The following is a 13620-nucleotide window of genomic DNA, read 5'->3' on the forward strand; positions in this document are numbered from 1 at the left end:
GGTGCAGCAGTAGTCGGCGCGGGAGTGGTTGTCGGTGCTGCCGCAGTTGTCGGTGCTGCCTTAGTCGGAGCTGCCTTAGTCGGAGCCGCCGATGTGGGTGCTGCCGACGTAGGTGCTGCACTAGTCGGAGGAGCTGTCGATGGCACCGCAGAGGTTGGAGCCGGCTTCGTCGGAGCCGGCTTTGGCGCCGCAGAGGTCGGAGCCGGCTTTGGCGCCGCAGAGGTCGGAGCCGGCTTCGTCGTCGACTTCGTTGGAGACGGCTTAGTTGGGGCAGGTTTAGGTTCGGTCCTAGGTTTCGTCGGTGTGGATGGCTTGGCGGTTGCCGTCGGCTTCTTGGCCGGTTTCGGATCGGCCTTGGGTGCAACTGCCGGTGACTTGCTCTTGTTAGGCGTGGGCGACGAGGTTCTTACCCTGGGGGCGGTGACCCACCGTATCGAGGAATTAATGGTTTCTTCCACCGAGGACCGAGGTGCGCCACTGTTGCGGATTGGTTCGGCAGCGATGGTGGTGTTTCGCGAATCGATCATGGGATTAGGCTGACCAAACACGCCCGGGAGGAAGTTTCTCGGGTCGTTCCAGCGTCCATTGATAATGACTTCAAAATGCACGTGGCATCCCGTGGAATTTCCCGTTGTTCCACTAAGCGCTATGACTTGCCACTGTTTGACAGTATCTCCAACTTTCGCAATGAGCTGGGAATTGTGGCTGTATCCGGTCTGGATTGAGGAGCCATGGTCGATCGTGACACGCATGCCCGAGTGTCCGGCCCAAGCAGACTGGATGACAACTCCATCTGCCGATGCATAAACCGGAGAACCGCAAGGAATCGCATAGTCTTGCCCAACGTGGATCTGGGTGCCCGGCCCGGTGGGGTTGTGGCGCCAACCGTAGGGGCTAGTGATGTGCAAAGACGCCACCGGATGCATGAGTTGGATCTTACCGGGAAGCGCCCCAAGCGCTCCCACATTCTGTCCAACCAAGATGCCCGCGGCATTGGGCTGAGTAGATGTTGCTCGCCAGGCACCGGTGAACGCCTGTAGCGCGGGCGCCCCGTCGCCGTCGGATCCGGCGGGCGAACTGGTTATGTTGGACGATTGCCACCTAATGGCGTCCAAGCCACCGAGAAGAGCCACCCTGACCGGCTGAACATAGCTGGCAACCTGGTAACTCGGCGCATGGGCTCTGTGTGGTGCGATCTCGTCAGAGGCCACCCCGAGCCCCGGCGTACCCGATATTGCGACGGCAGCAGCCACAGCAAGACCAAACGCTGACATAGGTGGAATCTTTTTCCTAAATCTGCCTTTATTTTCCGGCAGCGGACCCCTATTGACCTGATGCATTTTCAACGGCAACAACCCCCTGATTGAGTCACCATGAATTCTTTGCACAGCCAAAAGAGGATGGCGGGCTGGCTAAAGCCAACGAGTTGTCCGTGTCACCCCAAGTAACTGAACACTTAGGCTTCACCGTAGCTCACCGACGGTGAGTAATAAAGGGCTATTTGCCGCCATCACAAAGTGTTATTTGCTTTCACTCTCCGGCGACTACCGCGGATGGATGATCCCCCGGATCCCCAGCTTGTGTTTCACAAGTCCAAATGACGTAGAAAACAAGCAACGACTAGGTGCATCAGACTTTAAGCGGCACGCTTTGCGCTCTTCTCAGGTAGAAACTACTCCGCGAGCGAGCTGGAGGCTGAGCCTTCAGAAGATGGCATTCGCGTTGAGGTTCCATCGCTTTGGCCCGACGTGCCGCTCGGCGATTCGACGAACGTCGATTCGGAGACCTCCGTCGGTGGTTTTGTCGGCGCGGTACTACCCGGTGCTGTACTTCCTGGAGCGGAGGGCACAGTGCTTGGAGGAGTCGGGGAGCTCGCGTCCGTCGGAGGAGTGACCGTCGGAGTTTCATCGGGCTTCGTCGAGTCCGAAGGGGCAGGAGATGGTTTCCGCGTTGGTGTTGGCTTCGGCGTTGCGCTGGGTTTTGTCTCTTGGGTGGGCTTCGGAGTTCTGCTCGGCTTGGTTTCGTGCGTGGGCTTTGGAGCAGTGGTTTCCTTTTGCGGTCCCGTTGGTGACGGTGCGGGCTTGCTCGGCTCGGGCCGATTCACCTCAATATCGTGCCCATTATCGTTGTTCGCTTGAGGTTCACCGGTGTTGCGAATTGGTTCGGCTGCAATCGTTGTGCGGCGCGAATCAATCATCGGATTTGGCTGGCCCGGGATGGCGGGCAGGAAGTTTCGGGGGTCGTTCCAGCGGCCGTTGATGATGACTTCGAAGTGTACGTGGCAGCCGGTGGAGTTACCGGTTGTCCCGCTCAGGGCGATCAACTGCCCTTGCTTAACGCGCTCACCAACCTTGGCAATCAACGAGGAGTTGTGACTATAGCCGGTGCGTACCGATGACCCATGGTCAACTGTCACACGCATTCCGGAGTGCCCCGCCCAAGCCGACTGGATCACCGTTCCATCGGCAGTGGCATAGACCGGCGATCCACACGGGATGGCATAGTCCTGTCCAATATGGATCTGGGTGCCAGCACCTGTCGGGTTATTCCTCCACCCGTACGGGCTAGTGATGTGCCTAGAAAAAACTGGGTGGATCAGCTGGATTCCTGCTGGCAAAACCCCCAGCGGACCAACGCTTTGTCCCACCAGCTGGGTGGTTGAACCGCCACTGCTGAGCACCGAAGCGGGGTCGGAGGCATCGGAGACTTGATCGCCTGCGGCGGCGCTGGTGATATTTTCAGATTCCCAGCGGATCGCATCGGCGCCGCTAAGTAGCGATACCTCGACCGGTTGGTTAAAGGAGGCTGCCTCAACACTCAGCGGCGAAAAGGCAACAGGAGCTACGTCAATGAGGCGCCCATCGGGAGTTGGCGAAGGAGCAAGAGCAAGTGTGGTGATGATCGCGATCCCCAGTACTGCGCTCTTTGAGCCCTTGGATGTGCGACGTAAATCGCGCCTCTTGGGCACCGGCATTGAGTGATTAACCTGGTGCTTCTTCACCTGTGATTAGCTCCGTTTCGCGTCGCGTGACCATGGCCGTTGCCGGCGCGGACCATCGGGCATTCCCCGAACAATGCGGCCGGTGACGACACCGAAACTGTGCACGGGATGGAACGTCCGAAACTCACGCTAACTCACGATGCGCGAAGAGAAAAGGGTAATTCGCTAAACGTTGGGCTTTCTACTCAAAGTTACGGGCGGCCTTAGACCGACTGGTCAAAGACGTGTCGACGAATCCACGCGTGCATGGCGATTCCGGCGGCCGATGCGGCATTGATTGATCGGGTGGAACCAAATTGCTCGATGGACAACGTTGCCTCGGCATTCTGATGGACCTCTTCACTGAGCCCCGGGCCTTCCTGCCCGAAGACCAGCACGCAGTTACGCGGCAGTTCATAGGTCTCCAGTTTTTCGGAATCGGGGAAGATATCGATGCCGATGATCGCTAGCCCTTCGCCCTTGGCCCAGACCACGAAGTCCTCCACCGTGGGGTGGTGACGCACGTGCTGGTATCGATCGGTGACCATGGCGCCACGCTTGTTCCAGCGACGGCGGCCAATGATGTGCACTTCCTTGGCCAAGAAGGCGTTCGCGGTGCGCACCACCGTGCCAATATTCATGTCGTGCTGCCAGTTCTCAATGGCAATGTGAAAGTCGTGCCGACGCTCATCTAGATCGGCAACAATCGCTTCCATGGACCAGTAGCGGTACTTGTCAGCAACGTTGCGTCGGTCCCCGTTGCTGAGCAACTCGGGGTCGTAGTGCCCCTCACTCGGCAGCTCACCCTCCCACGGACCGACACCAACTTCTGGGCGTTCTTCGTGGATGGGATCGTACTCGGTGGGTTCTGGGGCTGGGGGCTCAACGTCGAAAGTCACTCCTCAAGGGTAGTCGCTGCTCCACAATCCCCCGGAATAGCGCCCCGGCACCGGGCTTGGGCAGACAAAACGGCACACGAGAAGGACGGATGATGACAAACTATCCAGTGCAGTACATTGCCCAACCGGGAAACACTTCGGTCTTCATGCAAGGACGGCACCCATGCCCATCATCGACAATGCCATCTACGTCAACGGAAAGTGCGTGATCCATCCACCGGATCTCTCCTCCACCTTTGAGTCGATGAAAGAAACCGGAGGCATGTCGTGGCTGGGGCTCTACCGTCCCGACCAAGCGGAAATGAACGAGGTTGCCGACGAACTCGGACTCCACGAACTTGCCGTTGAGGACACGCTCGCTGGGCATCAGCGACCCAAATTGGAGCACTACGGAGATCATCTTTTTGCCGTGCTCCGACCCGCCCGTTATCTCGACGAGGAAGAAAAAGTTGAGTTCGGCGAGCTTCATGTCTATGCAGGTACCGATTTTGTCGTCACGGTCAGGCATGCCGAATCCCCCAAGTTGGCTCAGGTTCGCCATCGGCTCGAACTTGATCCAGACCTTCTGGCCATCGGCCCCTTGGCAATTCTCTACGCCGTTATTGACCAGGTCGTTGACGAATATGAACCGGTGTTCGTCGGCTTAGAAAATGACATCGATGAGATCGAGGACGAGCTGTTCTCCGGGACCACCAACGTTTCGCGGCGCATCTACGAACTGTCCCGGGAAGTCATTGATTTCCAGCGCGCTCTGGCCCCACTGGAGGAGGTCATTTCCGGACTGCGCCGAGACGTACGGCTGAGCAACGTCCAAGAGTCCGACGCCCTAGAATTGGATCGAAAGCTCATCGACGTCCACGACCACGCGATCCGAATGACGGAGCGCATCGCATCCTTCCGGGCGTTGCTGACCAATGCCCTGTCGCTGTCCTCAACGTTGGCCTCCCAGGCGGCGACTGAGGCTGGTCTGGCCCAAAACGAGCAGATGAAAAAGATTTCCTCTTGGGCGGCGATCATTTTTGCACCGAGCCTTGTCACCGGCATCTACGGGATGAACTTCAGCCATATGCCCGAACTTGACTGGCGTTTCGGCTATCCGGCCGCGCTCGGCTTGATGCTGGTGCTCGCAGGGGGCCTCTTCGTCATCTTCAAGAAGAACAATTGGCTCTAGCCCGCGGTGGCGCAGCACTCGATGCACCGGAACCTGAAAGACTGTTACCCGAAGGTTCTTACCTCTTGAAAGGAACTCCCACTCATGGCGATTCATGAACCACGCAGCGTTCACGACATCGAATGCTGGCTCACGGACATGGACGGGGTGCTGGTTCACGAAAATCAGGCCATCCCCGGCGCTGCCGAGATGATCGCGCACTGGGTGAGCACGGGCAAACGCTTCCTGGTGCTGACCAACAATTCGATCTACACCCCGAGGGATCTGCGGGCACGCCTGCTGTCCTCCGGACTGGACGTCCCGGAAGAGAACATCTGGACCTCGGCCATGGCCACCGCCGAATTTTTGCGCCGTCAGCGTCCGGGCGGACGCGCGTTTGTGATTGGCGAGGCCGGATTGACCACCGCACTGCACGATGCAGGTTTCATCCTGACCGATCAGGACCCCGATTATGTGGTGTTGGGCGAAACCCGCACCTACTCCTTTGAGGCCATCACCCGGGCCATTCGTCTGATCGCCGCCGGCGCTCGGTTCATCACCACCAATCCGGATGCCACCGGACCCTCCCCCGAGGGACTGCTGCCCGCCACCGGATCCGTGGCCGCGCTGATCACTCAGGCCACCCGTCGCGAACCGTACGTGGTGGGCAAGCCGAACCCGATGATGTTCCGCTCCGCCCTGAACCGAATCGACGCGCATTCGGAGACCACGGCAATGATTGGTGACCGCATGGACACCGACATCATTGCCGGAATGGAAGCCGGGCTGCTGACGCTGTTGGTGCATACCGGCATCACCAAGCCCGGTGATGTGGCGTCCTTCCCGTTCCGCCCCGATCTGGAACGTAGCTCGGTCGCCGACATCTTCAACGAGCTGCTTCAGGGGCCGGAGGCCGCACCGGGCAAGGCGTCCGGTCCGCACGAAGACTAAGGCACAGCTTTTGCATGTTGGTGTTGGCCGCTCCCGTTCACGAGGACGCGGCCAGCACCTTTAGTGCGGCTGGGCCGCTAAAGCAGCTTCAACTGATCGGCAACAACGCGGCCATCATGAATGACGGTACGGTCTGATCCGCGGTCCATGACGGCGCTGGTGACAGTTTCGGCGCCCAATAGGACAAGCTCCGCCCTATCCCCCACGGCCAGCCCCGGGCGGTCGCTAGTTGATCGCAGCCGGGTGAGGTTGCGGTCCATGATGCTGGCTCCACCCCAGGTGGCGATCGCTGCCGCATGCTCAATCAGCTCATCCTGGCGCAGCCCGTGGGTGAAGGCCAACTGCCAGGTGCGCGAGAGCAGATCACAATCCCCATAGGGACTCCAGTAGTCGCGCTGGCCATCCTCGCCGAGGCCAACCCGGATCCCGGCCTCGGTCATTGCGGCAAGATTAAACTGTTTGCCGCTGACAGCTGGCGCCACCGTGGCCCAAGAAATATCTAGCTCACGCATGCCCTCCATCACCCGTTGCGTGGCGGCGGCGGAAACGTTGCCCAGTTCGTAGGCGTGCGAGAGTGTCACCCGTCCCTCCATGCCAAGGGCGCGGGTGCGTTCCATGATGAGCTCGGTGCTGAAATGTGCCAGATGCCCCGGCTCGTGCAGATGAATATCGACATCCACTTGGTATTTTTCGGCCAGCTCGAACACGATGTCTAGGTGCCGTACCGGATCCCGATCCAGCTGGCAGGGATCAATGCCGCCCATCACCGTGGCACCGAGTTTTAAGGATTCTTCGAGGTAAGCCACAGTTCCAGGTTCAAGCAATAGCCCGGCCTGTGGAAAGGCCATGATCTGCACGTCGGCATGCTCCGCGAACTTTTCCTTGGCGGACAGTACTGCTTCGAATTTTTCTAGCTTGCAGTCGATATCAATCTGCGCGTAACTACGCACCCGGGTGGTGCCGTGGGCAATCATGCGTCCCAGGGTTTCGGCGACCCGCTGAGGCAACGAAACCTCGGCATCGCGCCAGTTGTTGCGATCATTGAGCATCATGCCCCAGACACCCGGTGCCCCAGTGTGTTCACGGAACGGGAGCCCGATCCGGGTTGAATCTAGGTGCACGTGGACATCTGAGAATGACGGAAGCGCCAGCCGCCCGCCCCCATCGATTGCCCCGGCCGTCGGGAGCGCTGCGTCGTGCGGGGAAACGGAGCTGATCTTCCCGTCGGTGATTTCGAAGTCAATGGGTGTCTGACCCCAAGGCCTCACGTTACTGATAAGCACAGCGTTTCTCCCCTTTGCCGGTGACCTGCCGCATAACTTTGGTGTTATGCGGAACAACTCTTCCACGCGGCGGTGGCAGGGGCGAGCATTTGGGATGCCGTTGCCTATTCTTCGTCCCCATGGCTGCCAGCGGCCGCGATGTGAGTCATCGACTTCCAGACCAGCAGCAGGATGATGAACGAACCCACGAATCCAAGCCAGAACGGCGCCCGGTAGCTGAAGACTTGGCCCAGCACACCGCCGAGCAGAGAACCGGCGGCGATGCCGCCAACGCTCCCCAGCATGTAAACCGAGTTCACCCGGCCGCGCAGCCGATCGGGCACCGCGCGCTGGCGCACCGTGGAGGAAACCGAGCTCCAGACCAGAGCATGGATGCCGAAGAGGAACAAGATGGCCATGGCCACCCACGCCTGGTGGGTGAGCACCAGAGCTAGGTGCGTGAGGGTTTCCAAGACCAGACCGGTGCGCAACAAGACGGCGTAGTTGAACTTGCTCTCCAGCCAGGGGAAGAGCAGCGATCCGATAATTCCGCCCACCGCACTGGCGCTCATCAGCAGGCCGTACCCAATGTTCCCGAGCGCCAACTGGTCGGTCGCGTAAAGCACCAGCATCGCGAACGTAGCCCCAAAGGTGACGTTGAAGGAGGTGATGAGGATGGCCAGGGTACGCACGGCGAAGTGCCTGCGCATCCAGCCGATCCCCTCCCTGACTTCACGGAGCATGGAGGTCCCCGGCGGTCTCGCGCTGCCAGCTGCCGGTAACGGGAGCGCGACCTTCGAGTAGAGCACCACGGCCAGGGCCAGCAGCGCGGCAAACCCCGCGTAGGGAAGTGCATGGGACAAGGCAAAGAGCATGGCCCCCAGCGGCGGGCCGGCCAGTTGGTTGGTCACGGTAATGGTCCCGAAGAGCCGCGAGTTGGCCAGCCCCAACTGAGCGCTGGGCACCAGAGTGGGGATCAGCGAAGTGGCAGCGTTGTCGGCAAAGGCCTCCGCGGTGCCCAGTAAGAACAAGCATCCATAGAGCACCGGCAAGCCAAGGGCCCCGGAGAAGATGACGACGGCCAGGGCCATGATTACCAGCATCCGCAGAAGGTTGACCATGATCATCAGCTGGCGCCGGTTCACACGGTCCACAACGGCACCGGCGAGCAGACCGAAAAGTACCCAGGGGATCTGTTGGGCGAAGGGCGCCAGGGCCACGGCCAACGGGTCGCGGGTGATGGTGGTGACCAGTAGCGGTCCGGCAGCCAGCAGCATCCCGTCCCCGAGGTTGCTCATCGCTGCACCGGCCCACAGCCAGCGGAAAGGCCCCGGTAGCTGTCCCCCGGATTTTGCGGTGTTCACGGCTCCAGCGTACGTGGGCTATCCCGTTCCGGGCGGTGTGGCTCGCTCGGTTGTCGTCCGGCAGAGACCCGGTCAGTGCTCCGGGTGTTCGGGGAACAGCGGTGAATGCGGTGCCCGGGCGGTTGCTCGTGGGGGCTTAAATGACCCCTGCCCGAGCTGAATCAGTTCGGGCAGGGGCTCCGAGAAGAGCTCGTGTTAGTGCGGTTCTTCTACTTGTTGAGTGCGGGCGCTGCCTGCTCGCTAAAAGCCGGCATGACCTGCTCAATGAACAGTTCCAGCGAGCGCTTCTTTTCCTCATGGCTGAGGGTATTGTCGGCCCAGAAGCTGTACTCGGTGACCCCCAGCTCCTCGTAGCGGCGCAGGCGCTCGACCACCTCGGAGGGAGTACCGATCATGGCGGTCTGGTGCAGGGACTCCACCGAGAATTCGGGGCGTGCCTCGAACTTCTCGACCGGGCTGGGGTCTAGGAAACCATTTTCCGGGACACTCTTGTTGCCAAACCACGCGTCGAAAGAACGGTAGAACTTCTGGATTCCTTCGGCGGCCGGACGCCACCCCTCGGTGTCTGCTTCTGAATGCACGTGGGTGTGGCGCAGCACCATGATGTCCGGGCGGCGTTCAATTTCCGGGTGGTTGGCGATGGCGGTTTCGTATTTCTCCACCAAAGATGCGACTTCCTCGTCGCCCTTCATCAGCGGAGTGACCATGACGTTGCAGCCGGTGGCGACGGCGAAGTCGTGGGATTCTGGGCTGCGGGCGGCCACCCAAACCGGAAGCTCCTTCTGCACCGGCTTCGGCACGCTGGTGGAGGTAGGGAACTGCCACACCTTTCCATCATGGGCGTAGTCGCCGGCCCACAATGCCTTCATGGCAGGGATGATCTCACGCAGGTGGTCACCGCCATCTGCCACGGGCAGGCCTCCGAGCATGCGGTCGAACTCGAACTGGTAGGCCCCGCGCGCCACGCCCACCTCGGCGCGTCCGCCGCTGATGACATCGAGCAGGGCCAGTTCTCCGGCGGCCCGGATCGGGTTCCAGAACGGGGCGATGATGGTGCCGGAGCCGAGCCGGATCTTCGAAGTCTTGGCCGCCAGGTAGGCCAGCTGCGGCAACGGATTTGGCGAGACGGTGTACTCCATCGAGTGGTGCTCACCGATCCAGATCGTACCGAAGCCACCCTCCTCGGCCAGCAGGGCCAGTTCGACGAGGTTCGCCCAGTGGTCCTCGTAGGAAATGGAATCGTCGTAGCGCTCCATGTGAACAAACAGCGAAAAACGCATCTGGCGTCCTTTCAGAAATTACTGGCTTGCAGAAGAAGCGTCGCGCTCGGCGATGGTCACGTTGTGGCGTGACCAATGAGCGCGTTCGACTTCCCTGACGATGATGGTGATATTTTCGGGTGCTGCGTCGACGGTGGTGACCGCTGCCTGGTGCAGCGCGTCTATGAGGGCCCGTAGCTGTTCCGGGCTGCGGCCTCGGGCAATGGAAACATCAATCAGTGGCATGGGGCATCCGTCCTTATCCGCGCATGACGAAGGGGTCTGCCACGGGACCCTCGTCGGTGTTGATCCAGATGCTCTTGAGCCGGGTGTACTCGTACATCGACTCGATGCCGTGTTCGATGCCCACGCCGGAGTTTTTGAAACCCTGGCGCGGCGACATCGGGGACATGGCCCGATAGGTGTTGACCCACACGGTGCCGGCGTCGAGCTTCCGGGCGACGCGGTGCGCGGTGGCCAGGTTCTGCGTCCACACCCCGGCGGCCAAGCCGTACTCGGTGTCGTTGGCCAGGGCGAGCAACTCGTCTTCGCGCTCAAAGGGCATGATGGCAGCTACCGGGCCGAAGATCTCCTCGCGGACCACGCGCATGTTGTTGTCCACGTCGGTCAGCACGGTCGGCTCGTAGAAGTATCCGGGCAACTCCAGACCCGTCGGGCGTCCGCCGCCGCTGTGCACCGTCGCGCCCTCCGCGGCGCCGATCTTCACGTAGGATTCGACCTTCTCCAGCTGGTCCTTGAAGGCCAGCGGGCCAAGCTCCGTCTCATCAAGCAGCGGGTCGCCGATCCGGATCGAGCGGGCGCGTTCGGTGACGCGTTCGAGCAGTTCCTCGTACACCGACTTGTGCGCGAAGACGCGGCTGCCGGCGATGCAGGTCTGCCCGGCGGCAGCGTAGATGCCCGCGACGACGCCCATCGCGGCGTTGGCCACGTTGGCGTCCCCGAAGACGATGTTCGGGCTCTTCCCGCCGAGTTCCAGGGTGCATCCGATGAATCGGGCCGCTGTCTGGGCGGCGATATGCGATCCGGTGCCGGTGGAGCCGGTGAAGGAGATCTTGGCGATCTTCGGATGGCTCACCAGCGCCGCACCGGCCTCGGCTCCCAGCCCGGTCACCACGTTAATGGCGCCGGGCGGGAACCCTGCCTTGTCCGCTAGCTCGGCCAGTAGCAGCACAGTGCGCGAGGTGTATTCGCTGGGCTTGATGACCACGGTGTTGCCGGCTGCCAGTGCCGGGGCGATCTTCGAGGTGGTCAGCGTCAGCGGCGAGTTCCACGGGGTGATCGCCCCGACCACCCCGAGCGCCTCACGCTGGGTGTAGTTCAGGATGTCCGGGTTGGTGCTTGGAATCTGTGAGCCTTGGATCTTGTCGGCCAGCCCGGCGTAGTAGTAGAAGTACTCGGGCAGCATGCGCATCTGGCCGCGCATTTCGCGTAATAGTTTGCCGTTGTCTAGGCTTTCGCACATTGCCAGCTGCTCGGCATTCTCGCCGACTAGGTCGCCGAGGCGGCGCAGCAGGTGCCCGCGCGCGGTGGCCCCGATCCGCTTCCAGGCAGCGGACTCGAAGGTGTGTCGGGCGGAGCTGACGGCCCGGTCCACGTCCTCGGCGTTGCCTCGGGCGGCCTCGTAGAGGACAACCAGGGTGGACGGGTTGGTGCTGGTGAAATAGGTCCCCTCGGACGGGGCCACGTGCTCGCCACCGATGAAGTGGTTGAGGCGTTCAGTCACGGTTCATCCTTTTCGGGTTATCGATCAAAGTGGAAAGCGCCTCGGCTAGGGCCAGTGCGTTCTCGATGGGCAGCATATGTCGGGTTTTCGGGACGACGACAACGCGGCAGTCGGGCATCGCTTGCCCCAGACGCTGCGACATCTCCGGGGTCGATCCCGGGTCGTCGCTGCCAGTGATGGCCAGGGCGGGTTGAGTGATGGCTCCCAATTCGGGTCCGATCTCTTGGTCCCCCTGCGCGAACACCCGGTAGGCGTGCAGGTACGACTGAATGTCGTTTGCGGCCAGGACGTGACGGACTGTTGCGATGCTCTGGGCAGGCACGGTGGTCGTGGCGTGGGGGAACCAGCGTTCGATGGCCAGGTCCACCCCGGCGGCGAATTCCGTTCCCGCGGTGTCCAACCGGCGCGCCACCGCCGCGGATTCCTCCGCAGTGCGTCGGCACACCGAGTTAACGGAGGTCAACGAAAGGACCTTGGTTGGTGCGAAGCGTGCAATGTATTGGGCGATGAGTGCCCCCAGAGAAAAGCCGACGAGGTGAATCGGTCCTTCGGGAAGCCGTGAGATCACGTGACGGGCCAGGGTTTCCAGCGTCTGTGGTTCTCTCAGCGGCGGCTGCGCTCCGTGGCCCGGCAGGTCCAATGCCACGGTCGGCCGGTCGCAGATTTCCTGGAACGTCTCCCACATGCTCAAATCCAGGCCGACCCCGTGCAGGAGCACGGTCTGCGGTTCGAGGGCACTCATTGCTACCAGTGGCTCCTAGAGCTCGGTCGAGAGCGCTGCTAGGCGCTGTTGCGGACGTCCACCCGTAGCAGCAGCCAGGGCGATGATGATCTCCCCGGGATGCGGGGCATCGGCGATGCTGACTTCCACGCTCTGGTGGTGCGAGCGGATGGTGGCATCGGTGAAGTGCTTCAGCGGGATATCGAAGTGCACCCCAGCCGGGCCGCGCTTCTCTACGGCCGGCAACAAGGTGGTTGCCTGAGCGGCGTCGCGGAAGTGGTTGCCGAATTTCAGGGTGTGGATCAGCGCGGAACCGTGCTCGATTTCCCCGTCCAATCCCACGATGGCCGCTTTGCCGTAAGCCTCCAACGGCGCGCCCAGTGCCTCCATGACCTTGGGTGCTAGCAACGCACCGAGATCGGAGGCGACGGCATCGATGCCGGCGTTCAGGTCTTCGACGAAGCCCTGACCTGCCCACGGGTTATCAATGATCGCCGCTACGATGGCGACTCGTGCGACGGGGGCTACGTCGCGCCCTCCCTCGCGGGTGGTTTCCTCAACGATGGTCACAAGCTTGCGGTATTTCACAGGGTAATTTCCTTCAGGATCTCGGAGGTGACGGGAATGTCGGTGTTACGGTCCCCGATCCGCGCGTGCGGGCGGGGCCCGGTGGATGCCGCGGCAACAACGGCGATTTCCGTCGCGTTCGGCGCATCGGACAAGAAGATTTCGATGGTCTGGTAGTGGCTTCGCGTTGCCGGTGCGGTCTTGTGCCACATCGGAATCCGCAGCATTTCACCCGGTTGGCCGAATCCGTCTGCGAAGCACAAAATGGACGTTCCTTCCAGCGCCTCTCGCATCAGGTTCCCGTAGTACGGGGTGTGGATCAGCGCTCCGGCATGTTCGATTTCCCCGCCGGCACCGACGAGGGCTGCCTTGCCGAAGGCTTCGACCTTCTCGGCGCCGCCGAGCACCTCAAGTAGCCGGTCGGTCAAGAGCTTTGACAGCAGCGGGGCGATGCGCTCGGCTTCTGGGGCGAGCTCGAAATCGGTGCTGGTCCCCTTCCAGGGATTGGCTATCACCGCGGTGGAGGTGGCCCGCAGGATCGAGCGCCCATCGGTATGGGGAATTTCTTCGCTGAACGTCGAAATCTTGCGAAGTCCAATGGCAGCAGCAATGTCGTCATAGCTACCCAGGGTCGAACGCGCGCTGAGATCGACTACTCGCTTCGCCTCAAGTGGAGTTGTTGTCATGTTTTGGAGCTTTCTGGTCTATGGCGTCGTTGGTTCG

Annotated in this window: 13 protein-coding genes and 1 pseudogene; 3 read left to right on the plus strand and 11 right to left on the minus strand. The window is 61.4% G+C overall.

Translation table 11 applies throughout. From position 1 onward, the window contains the following. The first annotated feature begins 24 nt into the window (after positions 1 to 24). Positions 25 to 540 (plus strand): hypothetical protein, encoded by a 516-nt coding sequence (locus HED64_RS19865; protein WP_245325910.1) that lies wholly within the window; start codon positions 25 to 27, stop codon positions 538 to 540. Positions 541 to 578: 38 nt separating this feature from the next. Here HED64_RS19865 and HED64_RS20270 read toward each other — a convergent pair. The 3 genes and pseudogenes from HED64_RS20270 to HED64_RS10895 all read right to left on the minus strand — a co-directional run. Continuing rightward, positions 579 to 1340, minus strand: a pseudogene (locus tag HED64_RS20270) (M23 family metallopeptidase); the annotation flags it as partial. 332 nt (positions 1341 to 1672) lie between these two features. Next, on the minus strand, positions 1673 to 3001 hold the full coding sequence (locus HED64_RS10890) for a peptidoglycan DD-metalloendopeptidase family protein (RefSeq protein WP_168152021.1): 1329 nt from the start codon (positions 2999 to 3001) through the stop codon (positions 1673 to 1675). Positions 3002 to 3204: 203 nt separating this feature from the next. Then, entirely contained in the window at positions 3205 to 3879 is a 675-nt protein-coding gene (locus tag HED64_RS10895) for a TrmH family RNA methyltransferase (RefSeq protein WP_425351795.1), read from the minus strand. Positions 3880 to 4042: 163 nt separating this feature from the next. Here HED64_RS10895 and corA point away from each other — a divergent pair, with 163 nt between their 5' ends. Both corA and HED64_RS10905 read left to right on the plus strand, forming a co-directional pair. Continuing rightward, a complete protein-coding gene (corA, locus tag HED64_RS10900; protein WP_168152022.1) occupies positions 4043 to 5050 on the plus strand; it encodes a magnesium/cobalt transporter CorA in 1008 nt (335 codons plus the stop codon). 84 nt (positions 5051 to 5134) lie between these two features. Then, on the plus strand, positions 5135 to 5980 hold the full coding sequence (locus tag HED64_RS10905; RefSeq protein WP_168152023.1) for an HAD-IIA family hydrolase: 846 nt from the start codon (positions 5135 to 5137) through the stop codon (positions 5978 to 5980). 77 nt (positions 5981 to 6057) lie between these two features. Here the strand turns inward: HED64_RS10905 and HED64_RS10910 are convergent, their stop codons facing one another. From HED64_RS10910 to HED64_RS10945, 8 genes are all read right to left on the minus strand, one after another. Further along, a complete protein-coding gene (locus tag HED64_RS10910; protein WP_168152024.1) occupies positions 6058 to 7263 on the minus strand; it encodes an amidohydrolase family protein in 1206 nt (401 codons plus the stop codon). Positions 7264 to 7367: 104 nt separating this feature from the next. Further along, entirely contained in the window at positions 7368 to 8606 is a 1239-nt protein-coding gene (locus tag HED64_RS10915; protein WP_210149556.1) for an MFS transporter, read from the minus strand. Between the two features lie 209 nt (positions 8607 to 8815). Next, positions 8816 to 9886: an LLM class flavin-dependent oxidoreductase gene (locus HED64_RS10920; protein ID WP_168152025.1), complete on the minus strand. Its 1071-nt coding sequence runs from the start codon at positions 9884 to 9886 to the stop codon at positions 8816 to 8818. Positions 9887 to 9904: 18 nt separating this feature from the next. Further along, on the minus strand, positions 9905 to 10111 hold the full coding sequence (locus HED64_RS10925; protein ID WP_168152026.1) for a tautomerase family protein: 207 nt from the start codon (positions 10109 to 10111) through the stop codon (positions 9905 to 9907). Between the two features lie 13 nt (positions 10112 to 10124). Next, positions 10125 to 11609: an aldehyde dehydrogenase gene (locus HED64_RS10930; RefSeq protein ID WP_168152027.1), complete on the minus strand. Its 1485-nt coding sequence runs from the start codon at positions 11607 to 11609 to the stop codon at positions 10125 to 10127. After that, a complete protein-coding gene (locus HED64_RS10935; RefSeq protein ID WP_168152028.1) occupies positions 11602 to 12351 on the minus strand; it encodes an alpha/beta fold hydrolase in 750 nt (249 codons plus the stop codon). Before HED64_RS10935 ends, HED64_RS10930 begins: the two co-directional genes overlap by 8 nt. 15 nt (positions 12352 to 12366) lie before the next feature. Next, positions 12367 to 12918 (minus strand): amino acid synthesis family protein, encoded by a 552-nt coding sequence (locus tag HED64_RS10940; protein ID WP_168152029.1) that lies wholly within the window; start codon positions 12916 to 12918, stop codon positions 12367 to 12369. Beyond that, a complete protein-coding gene (locus tag HED64_RS10945; protein WP_168152030.1) occupies positions 12915 to 13583 on the minus strand; it encodes an amino acid synthesis family protein in 669 nt (222 codons plus the stop codon). The genes HED64_RS10940 and HED64_RS10945 overlap by 4 nt, the downstream gene beginning before the upstream one ends. Positions 13584 to 13620 lie beyond the last annotated feature (37 nt).

The sequence above is a fragment of the Paeniglutamicibacter terrestris genome, assembly GCF_012271785.1.
Classification (GTDB): Bacteria; Actinomycetota; Actinomycetes; order Actinomycetales; family Micrococcaceae; genus Paeniglutamicibacter; species Paeniglutamicibacter terrestris.